We start from the raw sequence: 26,382 nt of genomic DNA on the forward strand, positions 1-26,382 counted from the left end.
CCAGGAGTCGCTTAATGAACGCATCCTGAACGCCTATTGCTGCTGTTGCTGCGCCTGCTGGCGCAGCACCTCGGATTCGGGCAGCGCATTGGCATATCTCAGTTCGCGATTGGCGCGCGCCCAGAAGGCCGGATGCACCCTGTCGAGGAGCTCGGGCGCCGTGGCGGCGAGCCCCAGCCTCTCGCCCAGATCGCCCTGCAGGTAGAGGACGGCGTTCTGCCGATACCAGGCCGGCACCGCCTCATCGGCCCAGATGACCGGCCGCACCACGTCATGGGCGTGATAGCCGTGACCGGCGAAAATGTCTGCCCAATAGCTCTGCCATTGTTCGTTGAGATGCCCGACCCCACCCTGTCCGGGAATGGCGGCGCTGAACAGCACGGCTGGGGCCATGGCCACCAGATCATTCACAAAGCTGGCGGCGCGTTCCGGCGAAAGGTGTTCGGCCACTTCCAGCGACAGCACCAGGTCGACGGCAGGACCCGAAAATCCCTGTTCGAGGTCGCGCGCCGAAAAGACAATGCGGGGATCGTCCAGCATGTCCGGCCTGACCCAGTCGCCCTCCATGCCGAATGCCTCGACGGTGCCGGTCTCCAGCGCCGCGGCGAGGAAAGTGCCGGTTCCGCAACCGATATCGGCCAGGCGGCGACGCGCCAATCCCGTCGGCAGAGCGGCCAGGATGGCGCGGGCCGCATGCAGCGTATGGGCCCGCCGGTCGGCGTAGAAGTCGGAAGGATAGAGGCTGGTGGTCATGTCCGGTCCCGGTCTCGATTGCACGCAATGCTATAGACGATCTCCGGCATTGCCCAGTTTTTGATCACATTTTCGCGCCTGGCCGGGATTGGTGACGGTTCCGTAAGGCATTGTCTGCACGGATGGTCGTCCATTGGGATAATTCCATAGGCGCGTCCTTGCCGGTCATTCAGTTCCTGTTCACGGCACACGAGCCGGCCCACATCGTCCTGGCAGCGACGATCTGCATGATTTCCTCCTATGCCTGCATTGGCCTGCTGCGCCACGCCCGCCGCGCTCATGGCCGCATGCGCTCGGTATGGACGGCGGTGGCTGCGCTGGCCGTTGGCTTCGGCATCTGGGCGACCCATTTCGTGGCGGTGCTGGCCTTCCGCCCCGGCTTTACCCTTGGCTACGATCTCTGGCTGACCGCGCTGTCGCTGTTGATTGCCATCGTGCTGTGCGGCGTCGGCATCGCGCTGGCCATTCGTGCGACCAGCGCCCTGGACCGGTTTCTGGGCGGCGCCGTGGTCGGCGTGGCCATTTCGACCATGCACTATGCCGGCATCGCGGCGCTGGTGATGGGCGGCAGCCTGGGCTGGAACCCGGGTCTGGTCGCCACCTCCATCCTGTCCGGCATGGCTTTTGCGGGCCTCGCCTTCACCATCGGCATGGATGGCAGCACGCGGCGGCTGCTTTCGGCGGCCCTGCTTCTGACGCTGGCCATCTGTGCCATGCATTTCACCGCCATGGCCGCCGCCGACTTTTCGCTGTGTTTCCCGCTCTCGGCCGATGGCGGGCTGGATGGGTTCTGGCTCTCGGTGGCCCTCGCCTTCATTTCGATGCTGCTATTGGCGCTGGCCCTGGGCAGCACGGTGCTCGACGAGGCCGACCGGCGCCGCACCGAACGTGAAAACGAGCGGCAATTGCGGGACGCAGCCCGGATCAGCGAGGTCACCGGCAAGCTCGAACTGGCCATGACCCATATGGCGCAAGGGCTGGGCCTCTACGACGCCGAGGGGCGTCTGCAACTCTACAACCAGCGCTTTCCGTCCCTGCTTGGCATCGACCCGGCGATGAACCTGGCGGGCATCAGCTTTCGCCGCACCTGCCACTTGAGTGTTCTGGGCAGCGAGCATCCGCCGGAAGATCTCGAAGCGCGCATCGATCAGGTGATGGCGAGCCATGCGCCGCTGATCGCAGGGGGCGGCGAGATCGTCCATAGCTTCGCCGAGGACCGGGTCCTGCAGGTCAGCCACAGCCCCATCGGCGACGGCTCCTGGGTGACCACGATCGACGACATCACCGAACGGCATCGCTCGCAGCGCGCCATCGCCCATCTGGCCCGCCACGATGGCCTGACGGGCCTGCCGAACCGGGCGCGCTTCCGGGAATCCTTCGACTGGGCACTGGCCCGGGCCGAGGAGGCGGGGGACAAGATCGCCATCATCGCCATCGACCTCGACCACTTCAAGGAGATCAATGATAGCCACGGCCATGCCGCCGGCGACATGGTGCTCAAGACTCTTTCAGGCTGCTTCAACAGCCTGCTCGGAGAAGGGGAAGTCATTGCCCGGCTGGGGGGCGACGAGTTCGCGGCGATCAAGATCTTCACGACCATGGATGGGCTGCGCGAGTTCCTGCAGCGGCTCGAGGCGGCCCTGACGCAACGCATCGAAACCGAGGCGCTCAAAGTGACGCCCGGCGGCAGCATCGGGGTCGCTGTCTGGCCCGATGATGGACGGGACCTGTCCAAGTTGATGAGCAATGCCGACCTGGCCATGTATCGCGCCAAGATCGAGTTCGACCGCCGCATCTGCTACTATGAACACGACATGGATGAGCAGGCCCGCCAGCGGCGCGACATGGTGCGCGACCTGTGGACGGCGCTGGAGCAGAATGGCTTCTATCTCGCCTATCAGGTGCAGAAGTCGGTCGCGACAGGCGATATCACCGGCTACGAGGTGCTGCTGCGCTGGAACCGTCCGGGCCATGGCGAGGTCCCGCCTTCCGAATTCATTCCTGTGGCCGAGGAATGCGGGGCCATCAACGCCATCGGCATCTGGGTGCTCAAGATGGCGTGTCTCGAAGCCGCATCCTGGCCTGAACCCTACAAGATCGCCGTCAACGTTTCGGGCATCCAGCTCTCCCAGGTGGAACTGGTCGAAACGGTCCGCAACGTGCTGTTCATGTCGGGCCTGGCGCCGGCACGCCTTGAGCTGGAAGTGACCGAAACCTCCATTATCGGCGACAAGCAGCGCGCCCTGCACATCCTGCGCCAGATCAAGGCCATGGGTGTCTCGATCGCCATCGACGATTTCTGCACCGGCTATTCCTCGCTCGACACGCTGCGCAGCTTCCCCTTCGACAAGATCAAGCTCGACCGCTCCTTCATGAGCGAGGTGGAGAGCAATGAGCAATCCAAGGCCATCGTGCGCGCCATCCTGGCGCTGGGACGGAGCCTCTCCGTCCCGGTACTGGCCGAGGGCGTGGAAACGCGTGAGCAACTCGACGTGCTGCGCAAGGAAGGCTGCACCGAGGCGCAAGGCTTTCTGCTCGGTCGTCCTGGTTCCATCGACTGGGCCGACAGGCTCGAGCCGGGGCTCAGGGCCTGAAGCGCCATCGGGCATTTTGATTGACCCCGACGCGGGCCCGGCAGTAGCGTGCCGGCCATGGTTACGATCAAAGAAATTGCTGCGGCAGTCGGGGTATCGAGCGCAACCGTCTCGCGCGTCCTCAATTACGATTCAACGCTCTCGATTTCCAACCGCAAGCGCCAGGCCATCATCGAGACGGCCGAAGCGCTCAATTATGCCACGCCGCGCAACCGCAACCGGGCCAACCAGCAGGGGCTGAACAAGCTGGCGCTGGTGCATTTCCTGGCGCCCGAGCGCGAACTGGTCGATCCCTATTACGTCGCCCTGCGCCTGGGCATCGAGCGCCGCTGCGCTGCCCTCAAGATCGAAACGGTAAAAGTTTACCACACCGACGCCCGCCCCGATGCCAAGCTCCTCCAGGAAGCGTCCGGCACCATCGCTATCGGCCGCCATGACGAGGACGAAACCGAATGGCTGCAGCGCAATTCGCGGCAGATCGTATTTGCCGACCACGTGCCCCATGACGACCAGATCGACTCGGTTTCCGCCGACCTGCGCGCCGCCATGGAAAAGCTGCTGGCGGCGCTGGCCCAGCGCGGCTATCGGCGCATTGCCTATATCGGCTGGGGCGACCGGCGCGCCCAGGCCTTCGTGCAGTGGATGACCGCGGCGGGCTGGTTTGACGACCGCCTGTTCCGCAGCGGCGACAATACCGAAGAGGGCGGCTACCGCCTGACCCGGGACATCCTCGCCGAACGGCGGCCGCTCGACGCCATCGTCACCTTCAACGATTCCATGGCCATCGGTACCTATCGCGCCCTGCACGAGGCGGGCCTGTCCATCCCCGGCGATATCGGGGTGGCCAGCTTCAACGACATCTCGGTTGCCCAGTTCCTCAACCCGCCTTTGACCACCGTGCACCTGCCGGCCGAGGAGATCGGCGAGGCGGCGGTGGAACTGCTGCTCGAGCGGGTTGGCGGGCGTGAACTGGCCAAGCAGATCAGCCTGGCATCGCGCATTGTCTGGCGGGCGAGTACCCGCGCTTTGACGGGCGAAAGCGCGCAGTAAATTTTCCGAGGTAAAAATTTACTGAAATTCTTGCCTCGGTCCAAAAGTCATATTAGTCTTGCCTTCAGGGTGATGAGGAAACACCCAATTGGGAGGATTATCAATGACCAGCTTTTCCACGAGCCTGAAGCGCTCGCTCGCCATCGCTTTGGCCGGGATTTCCATGTTCAGCGTGACGGCCGCGTCCGCCGCTGAGATCACCGTCTGGTGCTGGGACCCGAACTTCAATGGCGCCACCATGAAGCTCGCCGCCGAGCGTTATGCCGCCGAGCATCCCGACGTGACCGTCAATATCGTCGACTTCGCCAAGGCCGACCTCGAGACCAAGCTGCAGGCGCAGCTCGCCTCGGGCACCACGGACGGCCTGCCCGACATCGTGCTGATCGAGGACTACGGTGCCCAGAAATACCTGCAGTCCTTCCCCGGCGCCTTCGAGCCGCTGAGCGACAAGATCGATCTCTCGGGCTTTGCGCCCTACAAGGTCGAGCTCGCCTCGCTCAATGGCATGGGCTATTCGCTGCCCTTCGATTCCGGCGTCACCGGCTTCTTCTACCGCTCCGACATTCTCGAAGAGGCTGGCTACAGCGCCGCTGACCTCGAAGGCATCACCTGGAACCGCCTGATCGAGATCGGCAAGGACATCAAGGACAAGACCGGGCAGATCCTGTTCCCGATCGACCCCAATGATGCCGGCATCTTCCGCATCATGATGCAGTCCGCCGGCTCCTGGTATTTCAATGCCGATGGCAGCGTGAACATCGCCAATAACGATGTGTTCAAGGCATCGCTCAAGACCTATCAGGACCTGGTCGCCTCGGGCATCACCAAGCCCGTCGCCGGCTGGACCGAATATACCGGCTCGTTCACCTCGGGCGACACCCTGGGCACCGTGACCGGCGTGTGGATGGTGGGGACCATCAAGGCCAATGCCGATCAGTCCGGCCAGTGGGGCATTGCCCCGATCCCGGCGCTCGATGGCGTCGAAGGTGCAACCAATGCCTCCAACCTGGGCGGTTCGAGCTGGTATGTGCTCTCCTCGGCTCCCGAGAAGGACACGGCCGTCGACTTCCTGTCCTCCGTCTGGGGCCAGGACACCGAGTTCTACCAGCAAATCCTGGTCAACCAGGGCGCCCTTGGCTCGCTGCTTGCCGCCCGTGAAGGCGAGGCCTATTCGGCCAGCGACGACTTCTTCGGCGGCGCTCCGGTCTGGCAGAACTTCTCCGACTGGCTCGGTCAGATCCCGGCGGTCAACTACGGCATCTTCACCAACGAGGCCGACGCGGCCGTCGTGGCGCAGATCCCGGCCCTGACCAGCGGTGGCAATGTCGACGAGATCGCCGCGGCCATCGAGGCCCAGGTGAGCCAGCAGATCCAGTAAGATCGCAACACCGGGGGCGGTTCGCCGCCTCCGGCCTCCCCGAGGCCCCCGCGTACCACGCGGGGGTCATCGGTGATTTTTGGCTCCGGCAATGGGGGTTGGCGTGGCGCAATCCGGTCTGGCACGCACTGAACAATGGAATGGCTGGCTCTTTGTCATGCCGGCGCTGGTCCTGCTCGGCGTCTTCATGATCTATCCCATCCTGTGGTCGCTCTGGATGAGCTTCCAGGTTGGGCGCGGCATGAATTTCAGCTTTGGCGGCTTCGCCAATATCCTGCGCCTGACCCAGGATCCGGTCTTCATCCGGGCGCTGACCAATACGCTGACCTTCCTGGCCATCCAGGTGCCGATCATGCTGATCCTGGCCCTGCTGTTCGCCAATGCGCTCAATGACAGCAATCTCTGGGGTCGTTCCTGGTTCCGCACCGCCATCTTCCTGCCCTGCGTCACCTCGCTGGTGGCCTATTCGGTGGTCTTCAAGTCCATGTTTGCCCAGGACGGCATCATGAACCAGATGCTCATGGCCATCCATGTGATCCAGGACCCCATCCCGTGGCTGGCCGATCCCTTCTGGGCCAAGGTGGTGATCATCAGCGCCATCACCTGGCGCTGGACCGGCTACAACATGATCTTTTACCTCGCCGCCATGCAGAATATCGACCGCTCGATCTACGAAGCGGCACGGATCGACGGCGTCCCGGCATGGGCCCGCTTCTGGCACATCACCGTGCCCATGCTGAAGCCGGTGATCCTGTTCACCACCGTCATCTCCACCATCGGCACCCTGCAGCTGTTCGACGAGCCGAACCTGATCACCAATGGCGGCGCGCCCTCGGATTCGACGCTGACGCTGTCGCTCTACATCTACAATCTGAGCTTCAAGTTCATGCCCAGCTTCGGCTATGCCTCGACGGTTTCCTACGTCATCGTCGTGCTCGTGGGTATCCTCACCTTCATCCAGTTCCTGGCCGCAAGGGATCGCCGCGCATGAGCAATCCTCTCGCCCTGATCGGCCGCGCGGCCACCTATCTGCTGCTGCTCTTGGCCGCCTTCATCTCGGTCTTCCCCTTCTTCTGGATGGCGGTCGGTGCCACCAATACCTCCGCCGACGTGATCAAGGGTAAGGCCACGCCCGGCGGCGCCCTCTGGAGCAATATCGTCACCTTTTTCACCTCGGTGGACATGCCGAGGATCCTGTTCAACTCGTTCTTCATCGCCGGGGTCGGCACGGCGCTGACGCTGCTGGTCTCCTCGCTGGCCGGCTATGGCTTCGAGATGTTCCGCTCCCGCTTCCGCGAGCGCATCTTCGGCGGCCTGCTGTTGATGCTCTCCATCCCCTTCGCCGCACTCATGGTGCCGCTGTTCATCATGATGGCGAACCTCAAGATCATTAACACCTACCAGGCGATCATCCTGCCCACGGTGGCCTCGATCTTCATCGTCTTCTATTTCCGCCAGGCCACCAAGGCCTTCCCGCACGAGCTGCGCGACGCCGCGCGCATCGACGGGCTCAAGGAATGGCAGATTTTCCTGTTCGTCTACATGCCGGTGATGCGCTCGACCTATGCGGCGGCCACCATCATCGTGTTCATGGCCAACTGGAACAATTATCTCTGGCCGCTGATCGTGCTGCAGACCAATGAGATGAAGACCCTGACCCTGGTGGTCGCCGGGCTCACCTCTGCCTATACCCCCGATTTCGGCGTGGTCATGGTCGGCGCGATCTTCGCCACCCTGCCCACCCTCGTCATCTTCTTCCTGCTCCAGCGCCGCTTCGTCGAAGGCATGCTGGGCGCCGTCAAATAGAGACTTCCATGCGTCCCCTGATCGATTTCAATTCTTCCTGGCTGTTCGAGGGCAAGGACAGCGTCCGCCTGCCGCACAATGCGGTGGAGCTGCCCTTCTCCTATTTTGACGAGAAGGTGTATCAGCGCGTCTTCACCTATGAGAAACGCTTTGCCGCCGAACCGGCGTGGCAGGGGAAAGAGGTTGCCGTCGTCTTCGATGGCGCCATGGCCAATGCCAAGGTCAGCCTCAACGGCCAGGAAATCGCGGCGCACAAGGACGGCTACACGCCCTTCGAGGCGCGGCTGACCGGCAAGCTCAAGGACGGCGAGAATGTGCTGACCGTCACCATCGACGGCAGCGAAAACCCCGAGATTCCGCCCTTTGGCGGGCAGATCGACTATCTCACCTATGCCGGCATCTATCGCGAAGCCTGGCTCCGGGTGACGGCGCCGATCTTTGTCGGCAATGCCAAGGTGGAGACGCCCGATGCGCTGGCCGAAAAGAAATCGGTACGGGTCCGCATCGAATTGAGCAATCCGCAGGACCTGCCGCTCTCGGGCAGGCTGATCGCGACGCTGCTTGATGCGGATGGCAAGGCGATCGCCTCGACCGATGCGGCGATCAATGGCGCCAGCGTCGAGATCGGCTTCGATGGCCTTGCCGGTATCAGCCTCTGGGACATCGACAATCCCGCGCTCTATACGCTCGCGGTCACCATCGACACGACCCATGGGCAGGACGAGGCAAAATTCCGTTTCGGCTTCCGCACCGCCGAATTCACCACCGAAGGGTTCAAGCTCAACGGCAAGGCGCTGAAGCTCCGGGGCCTAAACCGGCACCAGTCCTTCCCCTATATCGGCTATGCGCTGGGCAAGTCGGCGCAGGAGCGCGACGCGGAAATATTGAAGCGCGAACTCAAGCTCAACATGGTGCGCACCTCGCACTATCCGCAGAGCCATTATTTCCTCGACCGCTGCGACGAGCTGGGACTGCTGGTCTTCGAGGAAATCCCCGGCTGGCAGCATATCGGCGGCGAAAGCTGGAAGGACGAGAGCGTCGAGAACGTCCGGCGCATGATCACCCGCGACTGGAACCACCCCTCCATCGTCATCTGGGGCGTGCGCATCAACGAAAGTCAGGACGACCACGACTTCTACCTGCGCACCAACAGGCTGGCGCATGAGCTGGACTCGACCCGCTCGACCGGTGGCGTGCGCTACATCACCGAGAGCGAATTGCTCGAAGACGTCTATACGATGAACGACTTCATCCTCGGCAACGAGGAATGGGGCGGCAACCGCCCGCGCACCCCGCTGCGGCCGCAGCAGGAGGTAACCGGCCTCGATCGCGTCGTGCCTTACATGATCACCGAATATGGCGGGCACATGTACCCGACCAAGAGCTGGGACCAGGAGCAGCGCCAGGCCGAACATGTCACGCGCCATCTCGAGGTGATGAACGCGGCTTATGGCGACCCGCAGATCGCGGGCTGCATCGGCTGGTGCGCCTTCGACTACAACACGCACAAGGATTTCGGCTCGGGCGACCGCCTCTGCCACCATGGCGTCATGGACATGTTCCGCGAGCCAAAATTCGCAGCCTATGCCTATATCAGCCAGTGCGATCCCGCCGACGAGGTGATCCTCAAGCCGGTGACCTTCTGGGCCCGCGGCGAGCGCAATATCGGCGGCGTGCTGCCGCTGATCATCCTGACCAATTGCGATGCGGTCGAGCTGACCTATGGCAAGAACAAGCCCAAGCGCTTCACGCCCGACCGCGAGGCCTTCCCCCATCTTCCCCACGCGCCGGTCATCATCAAGCGCGAGCACCTGACCGACGAAGAACTGGGCCTGTGGGGGATGAGCTGGGAAGACGCCACCATCACCGGCTATCTCGATGGCCAGGCGGTCAAGACGGTGAACTTCATCTCCGACCCAGTTGCGACGACGCTCGAAGTCGTGCCCGACGCGACCGAGATCGGCGCGGCAGGCGACACCACCCGCGTCATGGTGCGGGCGCTGGATCAGTCGGGCAAGAAACTGCCCTTCTTCCCCGAACCTGTCTCCATCGAAGTCTCAGGCGCTGCCGAGCGGCTGGGCCCGGGCCTGGTCCCGCTGCGCGCCGGCTCGACCGGCTTCTGGCTCAAATCCACCGGCCAGGGCCCGATCACCGTCACCGTGACCAATGAGCGGCTGGGCCGCGCCGTCGCAACCCTGTCCGCAAGCTGAGGAACCTGCCCATGTCTGGATTGAAGCTGGCCAATGTGAAGAAGTCCTTCGGCTCGGTCGAAGTGATCAAGGGCGTGGACCTCGACATCGCCGACAAGGAATTCGTGGTCTTTGTCGGGCCCTCGGGCTGCGGCAAATCCACCCTGCTGCGCATGATCGCCGGGCTCGAACAGATCACCGGCGGCGATCTTTATATCGGCGACAGCCGCATGAACGAGGTCGATCCCTCCCGGCGCGGCATCGCCATGGTGTTCCAGACCTATGCGCTCTATCCGCATATGAGCGTGCGCGAGAACATGGGCTTCGCGCTCAAATTCGCCGGCCGGCCCAAGGCCGAGATCGAGCAGCGCGTGGCCGAGGCGGCGCGCATCCTCGAACTGGAACCGCTGCTCGAACGCCGCCCCGGCCAGCTTTCGGGCGGGCAGCGCCAGCGCGTCGCCATCGGCCGCGCCATCGTGCGGCACCCGGACGTGTTTCTCTTCGATGAGCCGCTGTCCAATCTCGACGCCGAGTTGCGCGTGCATATGCGCATCGAACTGGCGCGGCTCCACAAGGAACTCAACACCACCATCATCTATGTCACCCATGACCAGGTGGAGGCCATGACCCTGGCCGACAAGATCGTGGTGCTGCGCGACGGGCGCATCGAGCAGGTGGGATCGCCGCTCGAACTCTATGATGATCCGGACAATATCTTCGTGGCCGGCTTCATCGGCTCGCCCAAGATGAATTTTCTTGAGGGCATCGCCGAGGCCGGCGGCATTCGTCTTGCCGATTTCCCCGGCCAGGTTATTCCCGCCCCGGTGGCGCTGGCCAATGGCGCTGCTGTCACCGTCGGTATCCGGCCGGAGCATTTCACCAGCGCGGGCAGTGCGGCCCTCGACGTGACCGTGGAGATCATCGAGCATCTGGGCGGCGAGACCTATGCCTATGCGCGCGACAAGGGCGCCGAGCTGATCACCATCGCCACCGACAACAACCGGACCCTCAAGGCCGGCGACCGCTATGCGGCCAAGTTCGATCCGGCAACGCTTCTGGTCTTCGACGAAAACGGCCAGCGGCTGCGCTGACCCCTACTGCAGCAATAGCCCGCTATTCATGAAATAGCGCTCGAAGAGCGGCGTCGTGGCCGCGCCGATGGCGCGCGCGTTGAAACCCACGGTGGCCGCCTCGACCTGTGGCGCGATGAGCCCGCGCATATCCTGGTTGACCAGATAGCGCCGCGTGCGCTCGACCAGCTCGTGCTTGACCGCGGCGGGGAAGGCTCCATCGATCAGGATGGCCTCGAAATCGATGACCGCACAGACCGAGAGGCTGGCACGGGCCAATTCCTGCGCGGTGCGGCCGATCCAGGGTTCGACGAACCGCGAGAACCGCTCCCAGTCCTGCGGCTGCTCCCAGAGCGCGGCGGGGTCGTGGCCGTTTTCGGCCAGCCGCGCCTCGAGCAGATGGATCGAGGCGGTGTCGATCAATTGCTGGCTTTCGCCCTGCGGCCCAAAGCTGCGGAGCGATCCCAGCGCCCCGGCATTGCCGTGATGGCCCTGATAGACCGAATGGTTGAGGACGATGCCGCCCCCCACAAAGGCGCCAATGAAGAAATAGGCATAGTCGCGGAATTCCTTGCCGCGCCCATAGATATGTTCGGCCTGGCAGCCGGCAGTGGCATCGTTGACCACCGAGACGGGCAGGGCGGTGAACTTGCCCACCTCTGCGGCAATGTCGATCTCCCGCCAGGAGGCGAATTGATCGGCCGGTGCCCCGACCAGCTCGCTCCATTTCCACAATTCGAAGGGCGTGCCCACGCCGATGCCGCAGATGCGTTCCCGCTCCGGCGCCGTGCAGCGGGCGAGAATGTCCGCCATGCCCTGTTTGAGAAAGGCGAAGATTGGCTCGGGCAGGGGATATTGATAGGTCATCTGCAGCTGGTGCCGCACCGTGCCGCGAAAATCGGTGAGCAGCAGGACAGCGCTGCGCCGCCCGATCTTGCAGCCGAATGAGAGGACGCCGCCCTCGGCCAGACTCATGGGCACGGAGGGCTTGCCCACCTTGCCCTTGACCGGAGTGCCGCGCGCCAGCAGGCCCTCGGCCTCCATCTCGCGCAGAATGATCGAGACCGTCTGCGGCGACAGATTGGCCAGCCGTGCCAACTCGCTCCCCGCCATGGGACCATGGCGCTGCAGCAGTGTCAGCAGCAGGCGCTCATTGTGGTCGCGAACCCCACTCTGGTTCACGCCGCGGCTGACGGTTCTGATGATCGGCTCTCCCATGGCGGGCACCATAGAGACAGCTTTTGCGAAGCGGAAGATGGTCGGGGCATAATAAATAAATAAATTAGATTTATATATTGACGGGCCGGCGGAATGCCGCCACGATAATGGCGTCAATCGAGCAAGGCCGGGGTCGGGCGAGGCGGAGGAGCCTCGTTGAAGCCGGCCGCAAAGGGAGAGAGAAACTTGAAAAAGCTGCTTATCGGCACAGCCCTGTGCCTCGCCGCCATGTCGACCACCGCCATGGCCCAGGACGCCGTCAGCGCGTGCCTGATCACCAAGACCGACACCAACCCCTTCTTCGTCAAGATGAAGGAAGGCGCCGAGGCCAAGGCCGCCGAGCTGGGCGTGACGCTCAAGTCCTTCGCCGGCAAGATCGACGGCGACCACGAGACCCAGGTTGCGGCCATCGAGACCTGCATTGCCGACGGCGCCAGCGGCATCCTGATCACCGCTTCGGACACCTCGGCCATCGTGCAGTCGGTGCAGAAGGCGCGCGATGCGGGCCTCGTCGTAATTGCGCTCGATACGCCCCTGACCCCGATCGATGCCGCCGACGCGACCTTCGCGACGGACAATTTCATCGCCGGTGAACTGATCGGCAAATGGGCTGCCGGCAAGCTCGGTGCCGATGGCGTGGCCAATGCCAAGATCGCCCTGCTCGACCTCGCGGTCAGCCAGCCCAGCGTCGACGTGCTGCGCGACCAGGGCTTCCTCCAGGGCTTCGGCATCGACCTGGGCGATCCGAACAAATGGGGCGATGAAACCGATCCGCGCATTGTCGGCCACGACATCACTGCCGGCAACGAGGAAGGCGGCCGCAAGGCCATGGAAAACCTTCTTGCCAAGGACCCGATGATCAATGTGGTCTACACCATCAATGAACCCTCCGCGGCCGGTGCCTATGAGGCGCTCAAGTCCTTCGGTCGTGAGAACGACGTGCTGATCGTTTCGGTGGATGGTGGCTGCCCGGGCGTGGCTAACGTCAAGGACGGCGTCATCGGCGCCACCTCGCAGCAATATCCGCTGCAGATGGCGGCGCTCGGGGTCGAGGCCATCAAGGCATGGGCCGATACCGGCGCCAAGCCCAAGCCGACGCCGGGCAAGGACTTCTTCGATACCGGCGTGAAGCTGGTGACCGACGAGCCGGTCGATGGCGTTGAATCCATCGACAGCACCGAGGGCGCCGCCCTCTGCTGGGGCTAAGCCAAACTTTGCGATATGATCTGGCAGGGGCCGGTTGAGACCGCCCCTGCTAGGCCAATGGGAACCGGGGAGGAAACCCATGTCCAACCAGTCGGGGGCCGAGAGCGGCCTCGTGCCCGGCAGCGATGCCGTGGCCAGCTTTTCCTATCAGCACACCCTGCTCTCGCGCGTGCAGCATGCCCTGCATTCCAATCCCGCGCTGGTGCCGCTCATCGTGCTGGTCCTGTCGACCCTGGTCTTCGGGGCGCTGCTCGGCACCAAGTTCTTCTCGTCCTTCGCGCTGACGCTGATCCTGCAGCAGGTGGCCATTGTCGGCATTGTCGGGGCAGCACAGTCGCTGGTCATCCTCACCGCCGGCATTGACCTTTCGGTCGGCGCCATCATGGTGCTGAGCTCGGTGATCATGGGCCAGTTCACCTTCCGCCTGGGCCTGCCGCCCGTGCTGGCCGTGGCCTGCGGGCTGGCCGTGGGCACCTTTATCGGCTTCGTCAACGGCTGGCTGATCGCCCGCATCAAGCTACCGCCCTTCATCGTCACCCTGGGAATGTGGCAGATCGCGCTCGCCACCAATTTCCTCTATTCGGGCAACGAAACCATCCGCGCCCAGGAGATCGAGGCCAGCGCGCCGCTGCTGCAGTTCTTCGGCCAGTCCTTCTCGGTGGGCGGGGCGGTGTTCACCTATGGCGTCATCTTCTTCATCCTGCTGGTGCTGTTCCTGGCCTATGTGCTGCGGCACACCGCCTGGGGCCGGCACGTCTATGCAGTGGGCGACGATCCCGAGGCGGCCGAGCTCTCCGGCGTCAATTCGCGCAAGGTGCTGATTTCGGTCTATGCGCTGTCCGGTCTCATCTGCGCCTTTGCCGGCTGGGTGCTTATCGGCCGCATCGGCTCGGTCTCGCCCACCTCCGGCCAGTCCGCCAATATCGAATCCATCACTGCGGTGGTGATCGGCGGCATCTCGCTGTTTGGCGGCCGCGGCTCGATCCTGGGCATGTTCTTCGGCGCGCTCATCGTCGGTGTCTTCTCGCTCGGCCTGCGCCTGCTCGGGGCCGACGCCCAATGGACCTATCTCCTCATCGGCGCACTCATCATCGGTGCCGTCGCCGTGGACCAGTGGATCAGAAAGGTTTCTGCCTGATGCAACCCATTCTTTCCGCCCGCGCCCTCAACAAGCGCTATGGCCGCGTCACCGCCCTCGACAATTGCGACTTCGACCTGATGCCCGGAGAAATCCTGGCCGTCATCGGCGACAATGGCGCGGGCAAGTCCTCGCTGATCAAGGCGCTGTCCGGTGCCATCCAGCCCGATAGCGGCGAGATCTTCCTCGAGGGGCAGCAGGTGCATTTCGCCTCGCCCATCGATGCCCGCCATGCCGGGGTCGAAACGGTTTACCAGACCCTCGCCATGTCGCCGGCGCTCTCGATTGCCGACAACATGTTCATGGGCCGCGAAATCCGCAAGACCGGCTTCATGGGCACGGTGCTGCGCCAGCTCGACCGCCCGGCCATGGAGCGCATCGCCCGCGAAAAGCTCTCCGAACTGGGCCTGATGACCATTCAGAACATCAACCAGGCGGTGGAAACGCTGTCCGGCGGCCAGCGCCAGGGCGTCGCCGTGGCCCGGGCGGCGGCCTTCGGCTCCAAGGTCATTATTCTCGATGAACCGACCGCGGCGCTCGGCGTCAAGGAATCCCGCCGCGTGCTCGACCTCATCCAGGACGTGCGGGCACGCGGCATTCCGATCATCCTGATCAGCCACAACATGCCGCATGTGTTTGAGGTGGCCAACCGCATCCATGTGCACCGGCTGGGGCGGCGCCTCTGCGTCATCGACCCCAAGGACTATACCATGTCCGACGCCGTGGCCTTCATGACCGGGGCCAAGACCGCCCCGGGCGCCAGCGCCAACGCGGCCTGACGCCCGTTCTTTGAGCCAGGTCCCCCTGCCGGCGTGTCCTCCCGCCGGCCAACTCGAAGCCGGCGAGCCTCCCCTCGGTTCGTCGGCTTCAGCCTTGGAAGGGCTTGAAGTGCTTGGAGAGCTTGAGCGTCTGCGCCTGGTAGTTTGACCCCAGTTCCGTGCCGTAGAGCCGGTCGGGCTTTTCGGCCAGTTCCTCATAGACCAGCCGGCCGATGATCTGCCCATGGCCCAATAGGAAGGGCACTTCGCGGCTCCGCACTTCCAGCACGGCGCGGCTGCCCGTGCCCCCGGCGGCCGAATGGCCGAAACCGGGATCGAAAAAGCCGGCATAATGCACGCGGAACTCGCCCACCAGCGGATCGAAGGGCACCATTTCGGCGGCATGGGTGGGCGGCACATGCACCGCCTCGAGGCTCACCAGGATATAGAATTCGTCCGGATCGAGGATCAGTTCGCTCTTGCCGCGATTATAGAGCGGCTCCCAGAAGTCCAGCACGTCGAGCGCCGCCTTCTTGTCGACGTCGATGACCGCGGTATGCCGTTTGGAACGGAAGCCGACGAGCCCGTCGCGACCCTCGCCCAGAAGGTCGATGGACAGCGCCACGCCTTCACCCACCGGCTGGTCGCCGCCGATGACCAGCGTGTCCGAGGCGTGCAGCGCCTGGTGCTGGGCCACCGACAGGCGCGTATCGCCACAGCGGAACCGCATCTGGCTGAGGCGCGAGCCGGTGCGCACCAGCACGGGGAAGGTGCGCGGGCTGATTTCGAGATAGAGCGGCCCCGCATAGCCTGCGGGCAATTGGTCGAAGCCGCGGGCCCGGTCGCCAATGACGCGGGTGAACACGTCGAGCCGGCCCGTCGAGCTTTTCGGATTGGCCGAGGCGCTGACTTCGGGCGGCAGGGTGAGGCTCTCCTCGAGCGGCACGAGATAGACGCAGCCGCGCTCTAGCACGGCGCCCTTGGTGAGGTCGATCTCGTGCAGCTTCAGCGCCTCGATGCGCTCGGCCACCGAATGGCTGGGCCCGGGCAGGAAACTCGAGCGCACGCGAAAGGCGGTCTTGCCCAGCCTGAGATCGAGGCTGGCCGGCTGCACCTGATCGGCATCGAACGGGCGCAAGGCGATAATCGCGCCTGTCTCATGCAGCTTTTCGATCAATCGCGCCGGAAAGACGCCCTGCGGCCAGGTTTCAGCCATGTTGCAACACTTCCATCCCCGCGACTGATCTTCCCTAGCAACCCCGGCAATTGACGCCAACAGCCAATTGGCCTTACATCACAATCCAGTGGTGATTTGGCCGGTCGCTTGCAGCCACTTTAAACAAATAGCTAAAGACCGTTTTGGAACCGGCCGCCCAAGCGTGCCGGTTTTCTTGTTTGAAGGCGTAGACGATGTCCAGGAAGAACAATCCCCTCGCTGACCCCAGGAAGCTCTCGGCGGCGACCCAGATGGTGCATGGCGGGGGCAAGCGGACCGAGTTCCACGAAACCAGCGAGGCCCTGTTCCTCAATTCCGGCTACGCCTATCCCAGCTCCGAACATGCCGAACTGCTGTTCCAGGGCAAGGTGACGGGCGGGCACAATTACTCGCGCTTCGCCAACCCCAATTACGACATGTTCCAGGACCGCATGGCGCTGATCGAAGGCGCCGAGGCGGCCCGCTGCTTTGCCACCGGCATGTCGGCGGTCACCAATGCGGTGATGAGCCAGGTGCGGGCCGGGGATCACATCGTGGCTTCGCAGGCGCTGTTCGGCGGCTGCCGCTATGTGGTGGAGGATTTTGCCCCGCGCTTTGGCGTCGCCTCGACCCTGGTCGATGGCCGCGACCCGGCCAATTTCGCCGCCGCCATGCAGCCCAATACCAAGGTGGTGTTCATCGAGACGCCGACCAATCCCACGCTGGAACTGGTCGATATTGCCGCCGTGGCCGAGATCGCCCATGCCCATGGCGCCAAGCTCATCGTCGACAATGTCTTTGCCACCGCGCTCTACCAGAAGCCGCTCGAACTGGGCGCCGACATCGTCACCTATTCGGCCACCAAGCATATTGACGGCCAGGGTCGCGTGATGGGCGGCATCGTGCTGGGCTCGAAGGCGATCATCGAGGGCGACGTGCACACCTTCCTGCGCCATACCGGTGCGACGCTGTCGCCCTTCAACGCCTGGGTGCTGACCAAGGGGCTGGAAACCTTCGCGCTGCGCGTCGAGCAGATGACCAACAGCGCCGAAAAGATTGCCAGGGCGCTCGCCACCCATCCCAAGGTCAACCGGGTGATTTACCCGCACCTTGAAAGCCACCCGCAATATGAGCTGGCCAAGCGGCAGATGAAGCGCGGCTCGACCCTGCTGGCGCTGGACGTCAAGGGCGGGCAGGAGGCGGCGTTCACATTGGCGGATTCGCTGGCGGTGATCCTGATTTCCAACAATCTGGGCGACGCCAAGTCGCTCATCACCCATCCGCGCACCACCACGCATCAGCGCCTGACCGAAGAAGTGCGCCTCGAAACCGGTGTCACCCCGGGCCTGCTGCGCCTGTCCGTCGGGCTCGAGGATGCCGATGACCTGATCGCCGACCTGATGTATGGGCTGGACCAGGTGTAGCCATGGTGCTTGCCGCTTCACCCCACCCTCATTCCCTCCCCATCAAGGGGAGGGAGGCGCAGGGGCACTGCGCTGGTGTTCATCGTCTCCCTCCCCCTTGTGGGCTTCGACCCGCCCAGAAGGGCAAATCTCTCCGGCGGAGAGATTTGAGGGGAGAAGGACCAAGAGTGGGGGTATGGGCGGGCGTTCTGGCTGGCCTAGTGGCAGGCATCCTCGCCCTCGCCCCTCCCGCGCTCGCTCAGTCTCTCCCCTATCACGCCGATCCCGATGCGCGCGAAATGCTGCCCAGCCTTACGCCCATCCCGGCGATCCGCTTCCTGACCACGACCGATTTTCCCCCGTTCAACTATCGCGACCAATCCGGCGAGCTGGTTGGCTTCAATATCGACCTGGCCCGGCGCATCTGTGCCGAGGTCAATGTCGCCTGCACCATCCAGGCCTGGCCCTGGGACCAGGCCGCCAATGCCCTTTCCGACAGCCAGGGCGACGCACTCATCGCCGGGCTGGCCATGACCGACGAGAACGGGGAACTGTTCGACTATTCCTCCACCTATCTGGCGCTGCCCGGCCGCTTTGTGACCCGCGCCGACGCCCTTGATGGGTTTCGTCCTGAAGCCCTGGCGGGCGAGCGCGTCGCGGTGCGCAGCGGCAGCGCCCATGAGGCGTTTCTCGAGCGCTATTTGCCCGATGTGGAGCGGGTCGGCTTTGCCAGCGAGATCGAAGGGCTCAATGCGGTGCAATCGGGCGCCGTGGCGGCCTGGTTCGGCGATGCCATGCGCGCGTCATTCTGGCTCAACGAAAACCCCGATTGCTGCGGTTTTGCCGGCGAAGCCTATTTCCGCCCGCACCTGTTCGGGCAGGGCCTGACCATTGCCGTGCCGGCCGGGCATGACCCGGTTCGTCATGCCATTGACTGGGCGCTGGTGCGGTTGAAGGAAAATGGCGCGCTGGACGAATTGTACCTGCGCTGGTTTCCAGTTGGATTCTATTGAGCTGCCGCGCGTAGCCGGACCAGTGGCCGGCGCGGCCAGCGCACTATCATCTCCGCGACCACGAGATTGGGCACCCAGCAGAGCCAGGCAATGACCGGATAGGCCGTGTCGAACGGGATATCGAGCATCATGCTCACCGGGATCTGGATGCGCAGCGTCACGGCCGCCAGCGTCAGGGCAATCGAGCGGATCATCCAGCGGCGATGCGCCACCCGGTCGCCGCGCATGGCCAGGCTGATACCCCAGCCCGTCACGGCCAGCCACAGCACCGCCAGGGTGCCGAAACCGAAGCCCGCGACCGGACCCGCCATGGTGGTGATGGCGAGCCACAGCCCGCCCAGTCCCGCAATGAGAATGGCGAGGCCGTAGAGCCGGCCCATCAGCCTGTGAATGTGCGGCCGGCGCTGGCGCAGTCCCTCCCAGAGTTGGAAGGGCACCAGCGCCAGGGCAATCGGGGCCAGGATGACATGGCTGTAAAAGGCAATCGGCCGCATGTGAGCGTGATAGGCGACAAACTCCATTGTGGCCTCGACGCCGCCCACCATGAAGCGCCAGGATACCAGGGCCACACCCAGACACAGAATCCACAAAAGCGCGGTCCGCAAAACAATGATCACTGTCGGCATAGCCGTCCTCCATCAACTTGACAGTGTAAAGATCAGCTTTCCTTGACACTGTCAAGATTGCTCGGATAATGCGCTTCATGACCCTGGACTCGTCAGCCGAACGCACCTCTCACCACCATGGCAACCTGCGGGAGGCCTTGATCGGCGCCGGCCTTGCGCTGCTGGCCCGCGATGGCATTGCCGGCCTCAGCCTGCGCAAATGCGCCGCCCTTGCCGGCGTTTCCCATGCCGCACCGGCGCATCATTTTGACGGTGTCGCGGGCCTGCTCGACGCCATAGCGGCGCGCGGCTTCACCATGTTCGCCGATGCCATGGAGGAGGAAGCCGCACGCGGACCCGATGAGCCCCGGGCGCGCCTGGAAGCCATTTGTCTGGCCTATTTCGACTTCGCCAAGGCCCAGCCGGACCTGTTCGACCTGATGTTCCGCCAGGTTTGGCCACTCGCAGGCAAGTCAGAGGAACTGGGCGTGGCGGGGGCGCGTGCCTATGGCGTGCTGGCGACCGCCTGTGCGCCCTTCGTGCCGCCCGGCAGCGATCCGGGCGTGGTCGAGACCCAGGTCTGGTCGCTCATTCACGGCTATGCGGTGCTGGCCCTGGTGGGCAAGCTGGGGCGCAACCGGCCGATCGCGCCCGTCAAGGATGTGCTGGCGCTGTTGGGGAAGCTGGACCGGCAGGCCTAGCTCGGCAACCGCCGGTGCCGCGCCCGCGCCGCCACTTCGATGGCCGCGGTGGTGAGGCGATCCAGGCTCAGATGGTCGCGCAGCATTTCGAGATAGCGCAGCTCTTCCTGCTCGAGATGCAGGTCGACCGCCGTCACCTCGACGGCCAGCGCATAGGCCGTATCCTGCAATTTGGCGGGCAGGGCGGCGACGGCCTCCTCGATGACGCGGTCCAGGCCATTGGGGCCATTGAGGATATCGGCGCAGTCATTGGCAACGGCCTCGAGCCGGGACTTGTCGAAGCCCTCAAAGACGGGCAGGCGGTCGATCAGCGCCGTAATGCGGCTCAGTTCCTTTTCCGTCATGGCACTGTCGGACGAGGCGGCCACGATCATCAGGTGGATCAGGGCATCATGGGCGGTGGTCATCGTCTGGTTCCCGGTTATGCTGTTCCTTCAAGAACTAGGCCTTGCGCGGGCGCGCCGCAACCACCTGCGACATTGACGTCCGCCCGGTTCCGGTGCATTGACCGGGCTTCGTCCTTTTTCGCTGTTCCCGAAAGGCTGCCACCCCGTGTCGCCCGCCACCTTGCCCGCCCTTGACCCCGATTTCTTCGAGCCCGCGCAGACTGCGCGCGCCTGGCCCTTCGAGGAAGCGCGCAAGCTGGTCAAACGGCTGGAAAAGTCGGGCAAGGGCGAGGCCCTGTTCGAGACCGGCTATGGCCCCTCGGGCCTGCCCCATATCGGCACCTTTGGCGAAGTGGCCCGCACCACCATGGTGCGCACGGCTTTCCGGCTGCTCACGCGCGACCAGATCCCGACCCGGCTCATCTGCTTTTCCGATGATCTCGACGGCATGCGCAAGATTCCGGACACCGTCCCCTCCAAGGAGGCGATGGAGCCGCATCTGCAAAAGCCGCTGACCTCGGTGCCCGATCCCTGGACCAATGAATATGAGAGCTTTGGCCACCACAACAACGCCATGCTCCGCCGGTTCCTCGACACGTTCGGCTTCGACTACGAATTCGCCAGTGCCACTTATTATTACCGCTCGGGCAAGTTCGACACCGTGCTGCTGCGCGCGGCCGAGCGCTATGACGACATCATGAAGGTGATGCTGCCCACCCTCGGCGCCGAGCGGCAGGCGACCTATTCGCCCTTCCTGCCCATCTCGCCGATTTCCGGGCGCGTGCTCTATGTGCCCATGAAGGAAGTCAATGCCAAGGACGGCACCGTCACCTTCGAGGACGAGGATGGGCGCGACACCACCGTGCCGGTCACCGGCGGCAATGTGAAGCTGCAGTGGAAGCCCGATTTCGGCATGCGCTGGGCCGCGCTCGGCGTCGATTTCGAGATGTTCGGCAAGGACCACCAGACCAATCAGGCGATCTATGACAAGATCTGCTCGATCCTGGGCGGCACCCCGCCCGAGCACTATGTCTATGAGCTGTTCTTGGACGCCGAAGGCCAGAAGATTTCCAAGTCCAAGGGCAATGGCCTGACCATCGACGAATGGCTGACCTATGCCTCGACCGAGAGCCTGGGGCTCTACATGTTCGGCAAGCCCCGTGTCGCCAAGCGCCTGCATTTCGACGTCATCCCGCGCACGGTCGACGACTATTACAGCCATGTCGCTGCCTTCCAGACGCAGGATGCCGCCGCGCGCCTGGAAAACCCCGCCTTCCACGTCCATTATGGCGATGTGCCCAATCCGGAAGTGCCGCTGAGCTTTGCGCTGCTGCTCAACCTGGTGGCCACGGCCAATGCCCAGGACACCAAGGTCATGTGGGGCTTCATCTCGCGCTATATTCCCGGCGCCAGCGCCGCCACCCATCCCGAGCTCGACAAGCTGGCCGGCTATGCGGTGCGCTATTTCAACGACAAGGTGAAGCCCACCAAGGTCTATCGCGCCCCCACCGATCAGGAACGCGCAGCGCTCGCGGACCTGCATGCCCAGCTCGAAGCCTATGCCGGCTCGACCGATGCCGAGGCCCTGCAGAACCTGGTCTATGAGATCGGCAAGGCGCACAAGTTCGAGCCCCTGCGCGACTGGTTCAAGGCCATCTATCAGGTGCTGCTGGGCGACGACCAGGGGCCGCGCTTCGGCTCCTTCATCGCGCTCTATGGCGTGGGCGAAACCCGGCACCTGATCGCCGACGCGCTGGCGGGCAAGCTCCTGGCGGCCTGAAGCGGCGACGAACTGTTTCGCTTCTTCCGGACGTCGGCTATTCTGACGCCCGGAAGGAGTGCCTCCATGACCGGAAGCTATTTGGTGACCGCGCAGTGGGATGCCGAAGCTGGCGTCTGGGTCGCCACGAGCGACGACATTCCCGGCCTTGTCACCGAAGCGCCATCCCTTGATGCCCTCTACGCGCGTGTCCTCGACGTCGCGCCCGAACTGCTCGACGAAAATGGCGTTGCGACCGCCGGTCGCGGAACCATCGACTTCCATGTCCTGTCGCCGATCGACCTGTCGGCGGCCGAATAGTGGTTCGCGGCTTCTACGCCGAGATCGTCACCGCCCTGCGTGAGGCGGGTTGCGTTTACCGGCGGGCTGGGAAGGGCGATCACGAAATATGGGACAGCCCTGCCACGCAGCGCAGTTTCACCGTGGACAAGAGCTACCTGTCGCGCCACACGGCAAATGCCGTAATGAAGCAGGCCGGCATCGACAAGAAGTTCTGATCCTGCCCTACTGGCTGGCCCAGATGATCCGCGCCATCCATTCGATATCGGTGATGTCGAAGATGCGCGGTTCATAGGCCGGGTTGATCGAATGCAGCTCGATCTGCCTGGCGCTTTGCCGCGCCAGGATCTTGGCCATGACCTCGCCATCCTGGGTCTTGACCACCACGCGGTCGCCGCGGCGCACCTGCTCGGTGGGCGAGACGACGATGCGGTCGCCCTCGCGATAGAGCGGCTCCATGCTGTCGCCCGAGATTTCCAGCGCGTAGATGCCGCTATCGTCCGGCGTGGGCAGCGCCACCTCGTCCCAGCCATGGCCGACCGGATGCCCGGCGCTGTCGAAAAAGCCGCCATGACCGGCCTGGGCAAGACCCAATAGGGGAATATTGCGCAGCGACGGTTCGGCAAAGCCGCCCGGCATGGCGAGGAAGGCGCCGGTGCCGGAGAGGAAGCTGTCAAAGCTTTCGCCCGTCGCCTCGAGAATCTTGGAGATGCTCTCGGTCGAGGGCCAGCGCTCGCGCCCGTCCTTGCTCACCCGCTTGGAAACATTGAAGGCCGTCGCGTCCAGCCCCGCGAGCTTGGCCAGCGCCGAGACGGACACGCCCTGGCGGCGCGCCAGCGCGTCTATGCCATCCCAAATGGCCCGATGTGAGAGCATGGCTGTGCCTGAGAAGGAATGATGTCTTATAGCGGAAAACAATCCTAACCTATCCTGCCGCATTCGCCTTGTAAAGCGGCCCTTTCCGCATTACCCCGGCTGCCAGCCATATGTCCGGGGGCCGCGCTCATGTCCGACACGCCAGAACTCATCTACAAGATTACCACCAGCGCCAGCTTCGCCCCGGCCCGGCTGGCCGGCCACTATGACGGCATGCCCATCGACGCGGCGGACGGCTACATGCATTTTTCCACCGCCGCGCAATTGGCCGAGACCCTGCGCCTGCATTTCCACGGCCAGTCCGACCTCGTGCTGCTGGCGGTCCGCACCGCCGATCTGGGCGAGGGCCTGGTCTGGGAACTGTCCCGCGGCGGGCAACCCTTCCCCCATCTCTATGGCGGTCCGCTGCCACTGACAGCCATCGCCTGGGAGGAGCCGATCAGTGTCGATGCCGAGGGCCAATGCGCGCTGCCGGAGGCCGTGCGATGATCTTTTCCGCGCTTTCGCCACTGCTGCGCAATGCCGGCCTCGCCGGCCTGACGCGCGACGCCCTCCTCCGCATGGACCCCGAAACCGCCCATGGCGCCACCATCACGGCGCTGCGCCTTGGTCTCGCCCCGCAGCAGGAGCATCCCGATCCGCCCGAACTGGCGACCAGCCTCTGCGGTCTCGACCTCAAGAACCCGGTCGGCATGGCGGCAGGTTTTGACAAGAATGCCGAAGTGCCGCGCCCGCTGGCGCTGATGGGCTTCGGCATGGTCGAGATCGGGACGGTCACGCCGCGCCCGCAAGCGGGCAATCCCAAGCCGCGCCTGTTTCGCGTGCCCGAGGCCGAAGGCGTCATCAACCGCATGGGCTTCAACAATGAGGGGCACGAGGCCGCCTTCGAGCGCCTCAAGGGCCTGCGCGTGCCCGCGGCGCTGGGCGTCAATATCGGCGCCAACAAGGACAGCGCCGACTTCGTCGCCGATTATGTGATGGGCGTCCAGCGCTTCGCCGACCTGGCCGATTACCTCACCGTCAACATCTCCTCGCCCAATACGCCGGCGCTGAGGAACCTGCAGGCCGACGAGGCGCTGCGGCGGCTGCTGGGCGAGGTTCTGGCGGCCCGCGCCAAGGCCAGGACCCGGGTGCCGGTGCTTTTGAAGATCGCTCCCGATCTCGACGAAGCCGGCATGGACGCCATCGCCCGGGTCATCCTCGATACCGATCTCGACGGGTTGATCGTCTCCAACACCACTATTTCGCGCGATCCGGTGGTAGGCCTCGAGAATGCCGATGAGACCGGCGGGCTTTCCGGCAAGCCCCTCTTCAACCTCTCCACCCGGCGCCTCGCCCAGATGCGCCAGCGCGTCGGAGCGCTGCCACTGGTCGGGGTCGGGGGCATCCATTCGCCGCAATCGGCTCTGGCCAAGATCGAGGCGGGTGCCAATGCCATCCAGCTCTATTCGGCGCTGGTCTTTGGCGGCCTCGACCTACTCGACCGCATCAAGCGTGGCCTGGTCGCCGGGGTGCGCGCGGCGGGTAGCCGGAACATTTCCGAGCTGGTCGGTACCAGGACCGACGACTGGGCCTCAGGCAAGGCCGAATAACCCGGCCTTCCTGCGCTCCAGTGCCCACCAATAAATGCCGCCGCGCGCCAGGAACCAGCAATGGAGCGCGGCCCAGAGGCCCCAATTGCCCCAGGCCGGCTGCAGCACCGCCGCCGCGGCCAGGAACACCACCAGCGACACCACCATGCCATTGCGCATCACCACGTTCTGCGTCGTGCCGATCAGGATGCCGTCATAGACAAAGGCGGGCATGAAGGTCAGCGCGCAAAGCGCGGCAATCGGCAGATAGGCCAGCGCCTCCGCCCGTACCGCCTCATTGGTGGTCATCAGGCCGATGACCCACGGCCCGGCGCCATACCAGAAGGCGCCCAGCCCCAAAGCGATCACCAGTCCCCAGATCATCGAGAGACGATAGGCCTGCTCATAGGCCGGCCGCCAATTGGCGCCCACCGCCTTGCCGGTCAATTGCTCGGCGGCCTGGGCAATGCCATCGAGGAAGAACCCCACCACCATCAACAGGTTGAGCAGCACTGCATTGGCGGCCAGCGATATTTCGCCCATGCGCGATCCCTGCGCGGCGAACCAGGCATAGGCGCCCATCAATGCCATGGAGCGGATCATCAGGTCGCGGCTGAGGCCGAACATGCGCTGGATGGCGTGGGCGTCGCCCAGTTCGCCCGGTGCGATGCGGGAAACCAGGTTTGCTATGCCGCCATAATGCCGGACGAGGATGACAAGGCCCAATATCGCTGCCACGATCTGTCCCAATAGCGTCCCGGCCGCCGCGCCGGCGACGCCCCAGCCCAGCCCATAGACCAGGCCGATGCTGCACACGATGTTGATGCCATGCAGCACCAGTTGCAGCAGCATGCCGGTGCGCGCCGCCGCCCGGCCATAGAACCAGCCCAGAAGCGCGTAGTTGATCAGTGAAAAGGGCGCCGACCAGATGCGGACGAAATAGTAGTCCGCCAGGGCCGCGGCAACGCCCGGCTGCGGCGCCAGCAGCGCTTCAGCGGCCCAAAGGATCGGCAGGGCCAGTGCGATCATCAGCCCGCCAATGCCGAGACCCAGGATCAGGGCGCGGGCCACATGCAGCAGCCCGTGGCGCGGATCGCGGGCGCCGACGGCCTGCGCCACCAGCCCCGCCGTGCCGATGCGCAGGAAATAGGCGAGCGAGAACAGCACGTCGAAGACAAGCGCGCCCAGCACCAGCCCGCCCAGCAGGGCCGCATCACCCAGACGCCCCACCACGGTGATATCGACCAGCCCCACCATGGGCTCGGTGATGAAGGCGATGGAGGCGGGCAGGGCGATGGACCAGACATCCTTGCTGCGGACGTCGAAGGGATGCTGGGGACGGGCGGTCATGGGAAGGGACTCAAGTCAGGGGGCAAGAGACCTATCAGGCGACCCGATGGCCTGTCACTGGGA

Annotated in this window: 25 protein-coding genes and 1 riboswitch; of the genes, 18 read left to right on the plus strand and 7 right to left on the minus strand. The window is 64.3% G+C overall.

Going from position 1 to position 26,382, the window contains the following annotated elements:
• Positions 1-33: 33 nt before the first annotated feature.
• Complete coding sequence (locus K1X15_RS01735) at positions 34-753, minus strand: class I SAM-dependent methyltransferase (protein ID WP_220305785.1); 720 nt, start codon at positions 751-753, stop codon at positions 34-36.
• A gap of 158 nt (positions 754-911) precedes the next feature.
• Here K1X15_RS01735 and K1X15_RS01740 point away from each other — a divergent pair, with 158 nt between their 5' ends.
• The 7 genes from K1X15_RS01740 to K1X15_RS01770 all read left to right on the plus strand — a co-directional run bounded on the left by K1X15_RS01740 (position 912) and on the right by K1X15_RS01770 (position 10,861).
• Positions 912-3,347: an EAL domain-containing protein gene (locus K1X15_RS01740; RefSeq protein WP_220305786.1), complete on the plus strand. Its 2,436-nt coding sequence runs from the start codon at positions 912-914 to the stop codon at positions 3,345-3,347.
• A gap of 57 nt (positions 3,348-3,404) precedes the next feature.
• Positions 3,405-4,397, plus strand: a complete 993-nt coding sequence (locus K1X15_RS01745) for a LacI family DNA-binding transcriptional regulator (protein ID WP_220305787.1) — start codon at positions 3,405-3,407, stop codon at positions 4,395-4,397.
• Positions 4,398-4,500: 103 nt separating this feature from the next.
• Complete coding sequence (locus K1X15_RS01750) at positions 4,501-5,775, plus strand: ABC transporter substrate-binding protein (protein WP_220305788.1); 1,275 nt, start codon at positions 4,501-4,503, stop codon at positions 5,773-5,775.
• A gap of 157 nt (positions 5,776-5,932) precedes the next feature.
• Complete coding sequence (locus tag K1X15_RS01755) at positions 5,933-6,766, plus strand: carbohydrate ABC transporter permease (protein WP_420828372.1); 834 nt, start codon at positions 5,933-5,935, stop codon at positions 6,764-6,766.
• Positions 6,763-7,581, plus strand: a complete 819-nt coding sequence (locus K1X15_RS01760) for a carbohydrate ABC transporter permease (RefSeq protein ID WP_220305790.1) — start codon at positions 6,763-6,765, stop codon at positions 7,579-7,581. Before K1X15_RS01755 ends, K1X15_RS01760 begins: the two co-directional genes overlap by 4 nt.
• An 8-nt stretch (positions 7,582-7,589) precedes the next feature.
• Entirely contained in the window at positions 7,590-9,791 is a 2,202-nt protein-coding gene (locus K1X15_RS01765; protein WP_220305791.1) for a glycoside hydrolase family 2 protein, read from the plus strand.
• A gap of 11 nt (positions 9,792-9,802) precedes the next feature.
• Entirely contained in the window at positions 9,803-10,861 is a 1,059-nt protein-coding gene (locus K1X15_RS01770) for an ABC transporter ATP-binding protein (protein ID WP_220305792.1), read from the plus strand.
• A gap of 3 nt (positions 10,862-10,864) precedes the next feature.
• On the opposite strand, the gene K1X15_RS01775 is transcribed toward K1X15_RS01770, so the two are convergent.
• Positions 10,865-12,058 (minus strand): ROK family transcriptional regulator, encoded by a 1,194-nt coding sequence (locus K1X15_RS01775; RefSeq protein ID WP_220305793.1) that lies wholly within the window; start codon positions 12,056-12,058, stop codon positions 10,865-10,867.
• Between the two features lie 228 nt (positions 12,059-12,286).
• Here K1X15_RS01775 and K1X15_RS01780 point away from each other — a divergent pair, with 228 nt between their 5' ends.
• The 3 genes from K1X15_RS01780 to K1X15_RS01790 all read left to right on the plus strand — a co-directional run bounded on the left by K1X15_RS01780 (position 12,287) and on the right by K1X15_RS01790 (position 15,181).
• Positions 12,287-13,264 (plus strand): sugar ABC transporter substrate-binding protein, encoded by a 978-nt coding sequence (locus tag K1X15_RS01780; RefSeq protein WP_220307393.1) that lies wholly within the window; start codon positions 12,287-12,289, stop codon positions 13,262-13,264.
• 79 nt (positions 13,265-13,343) lie between these two features.
• Positions 13,344-14,402: an ABC transporter permease gene (locus tag K1X15_RS01785; protein ID WP_220305794.1), complete on the plus strand. Its 1,059-nt coding sequence runs from the start codon at positions 13,344-13,346 to the stop codon at positions 14,400-14,402.
• Positions 14,402-15,181, plus strand: coding sequence for an ATP-binding cassette domain-containing protein (locus tag K1X15_RS01790; protein WP_240549626.1), 780 nt, complete (start codon positions 14,402-14,404; stop codon positions 15,179-15,181). The genes K1X15_RS01785 and K1X15_RS01790 overlap by 1 nt, the downstream gene beginning before the upstream one ends.
• A gap of 88 nt (positions 15,182-15,269) precedes the next feature.
• Here the strand turns inward: K1X15_RS01790 and K1X15_RS01795 are convergent, their stop codons facing one another.
• Positions 15,270-16,376, minus strand: coding sequence for a 2'-deoxycytidine 5'-triphosphate deaminase (locus K1X15_RS01795; RefSeq protein ID WP_220305796.1), 1,107 nt, complete (start codon positions 16,374-16,376; stop codon positions 15,270-15,272).
• A 78-nt stretch (positions 16,377-16,454) separates the two neighbouring features.
• Positions 16,455-16,530: riboswitch (SAM riboswitch) on the plus strand.
• Between the two features lie 40 nt (positions 16,531-16,570).
• On the opposite strand from K1X15_RS01795, the gene metZ reads away from it, so the two are divergent.
• Positions 16,571-17,779 carry an O-succinylhomoserine sulfhydrylase gene (metZ, locus tag K1X15_RS01800; protein WP_220305797.1) on the plus strand — a complete coding sequence of 403 codons (1,209 nt, stop codon included), beginning with the start codon at positions 16,571-16,573 and terminating at the stop codon, positions 17,777-17,779.
• Between the two features lie 200 nt (positions 17,780-17,979).
• Positions 17,980-18,771 (plus strand): transporter substrate-binding domain-containing protein, encoded by a 792-nt coding sequence (locus tag K1X15_RS01805; protein ID WP_220305798.1) that lies wholly within the window; start codon positions 17,980-17,982, stop codon positions 18,769-18,771.
• Here K1X15_RS01805 and K1X15_RS01810 read toward each other — a convergent pair.
• Complete coding sequence (locus tag K1X15_RS01810) at positions 18,765-19,397, minus strand: DUF2306 domain-containing protein (protein WP_240549627.1); 633 nt, start codon at positions 19,395-19,397, stop codon at positions 18,765-18,767. The two genes, K1X15_RS01805 and K1X15_RS01810, sit on opposite strands and share 7 nt — an antisense overlap.
• Before the next feature lie 77 nt (positions 19,398-19,474).
• Here K1X15_RS01810 and K1X15_RS01815 point away from each other — a divergent pair, with 77 nt between their 5' ends.
• A complete protein-coding gene (locus K1X15_RS01815) occupies positions 19,475-20,077 on the plus strand; it encodes a TetR/AcrR family transcriptional regulator (protein WP_220305799.1) in 603 nt (200 codons plus the stop codon).
• Here the strand turns inward: K1X15_RS01815 and K1X15_RS01820 are convergent.
• Positions 20,074-20,484: a tellurite resistance TerB family protein gene (locus tag K1X15_RS01820; RefSeq protein ID WP_220305800.1), complete on the minus strand. Its 411-nt coding sequence runs from the start codon at positions 20,482-20,484 to the stop codon at positions 20,074-20,076. The genes K1X15_RS01815 and K1X15_RS01820 overlap by 4 nt on opposite strands.
• A 145-nt stretch (positions 20,485-20,629) precedes the next feature.
• On the opposite strand from K1X15_RS01820, the gene K1X15_RS01825 reads away from it, so the two are divergent.
• The 3 genes from K1X15_RS01825 to K1X15_RS01835 all read left to right on the plus strand — a co-directional run bounded on the left by K1X15_RS01825 (position 20,630) and on the right by K1X15_RS01835 (position 22,740).
• Entirely contained in the window at positions 20,630-22,243 is a 1,614-nt protein-coding gene (locus tag K1X15_RS01825; protein ID WP_220305801.1) for a lysine--tRNA ligase, read from the plus strand.
• A 66-nt stretch (positions 22,244-22,309) separates the two neighbouring features.
• Complete coding sequence (locus tag K1X15_RS01830) at positions 22,310-22,543, plus strand: DUF1902 domain-containing protein (RefSeq protein WP_220305802.1); 234 nt, start codon at positions 22,310-22,312, stop codon at positions 22,541-22,543.
• Positions 22,543-22,740 (plus strand): type II toxin-antitoxin system HicA family toxin, encoded by a 198-nt coding sequence (locus K1X15_RS01835; RefSeq protein WP_240549628.1) that lies wholly within the window; start codon positions 22,543-22,545, stop codon positions 22,738-22,740. Before K1X15_RS01830 ends, K1X15_RS01835 begins: the two co-directional genes overlap by 1 nt.
• Before the next feature lie 7 nt (positions 22,741-22,747).
• Here K1X15_RS01835 and K1X15_RS01840 read toward each other — a convergent pair whose 3' ends face one another.
• Complete coding sequence (locus tag K1X15_RS01840) at positions 22,748-23,398, minus strand: S24 family peptidase (RefSeq protein WP_220305803.1); 651 nt, start codon at positions 23,396-23,398, stop codon at positions 22,748-22,750.
• 129 nt (positions 23,399-23,527) lie between these two features.
• Between K1X15_RS01840 and K1X15_RS01845 the strand changes: the two genes are divergently transcribed.
• On the plus strand, positions 23,528-23,887 hold the full coding sequence (locus K1X15_RS01845; protein ID WP_220305804.1) for a DUF952 domain-containing protein: 360 nt from the start codon (positions 23,528-23,530) through the stop codon (positions 23,885-23,887).
• Positions 23,884-24,990, plus strand: coding sequence for a quinone-dependent dihydroorotate dehydrogenase (locus tag K1X15_RS01850; protein ID WP_220305805.1), 1,107 nt, complete (start codon positions 23,884-23,886; stop codon positions 24,988-24,990). The genes K1X15_RS01845 and K1X15_RS01850 overlap by 4 nt, the downstream gene beginning before the upstream one ends.
• On the opposite strand, the gene K1X15_RS01855 is transcribed toward K1X15_RS01850, so the two are convergent.
• Entirely contained in the window at positions 24,973-26,319 is a 1,347-nt protein-coding gene (locus K1X15_RS01855; protein ID WP_220305806.1) for an MATE family efflux transporter, read from the minus strand. The genes K1X15_RS01850 and K1X15_RS01855 overlap by 18 nt on opposite strands.
• Positions 26,320-26,382: the final 63 nt, after the last annotated feature.

The sequence above is a fragment of the Devosia salina genome (genome assembly GCF_019504385.1).
GTDB lineage: Bacteria > Pseudomonadota > Alphaproteobacteria > Rhizobiales > Devosiaceae > Devosia > Devosia salina.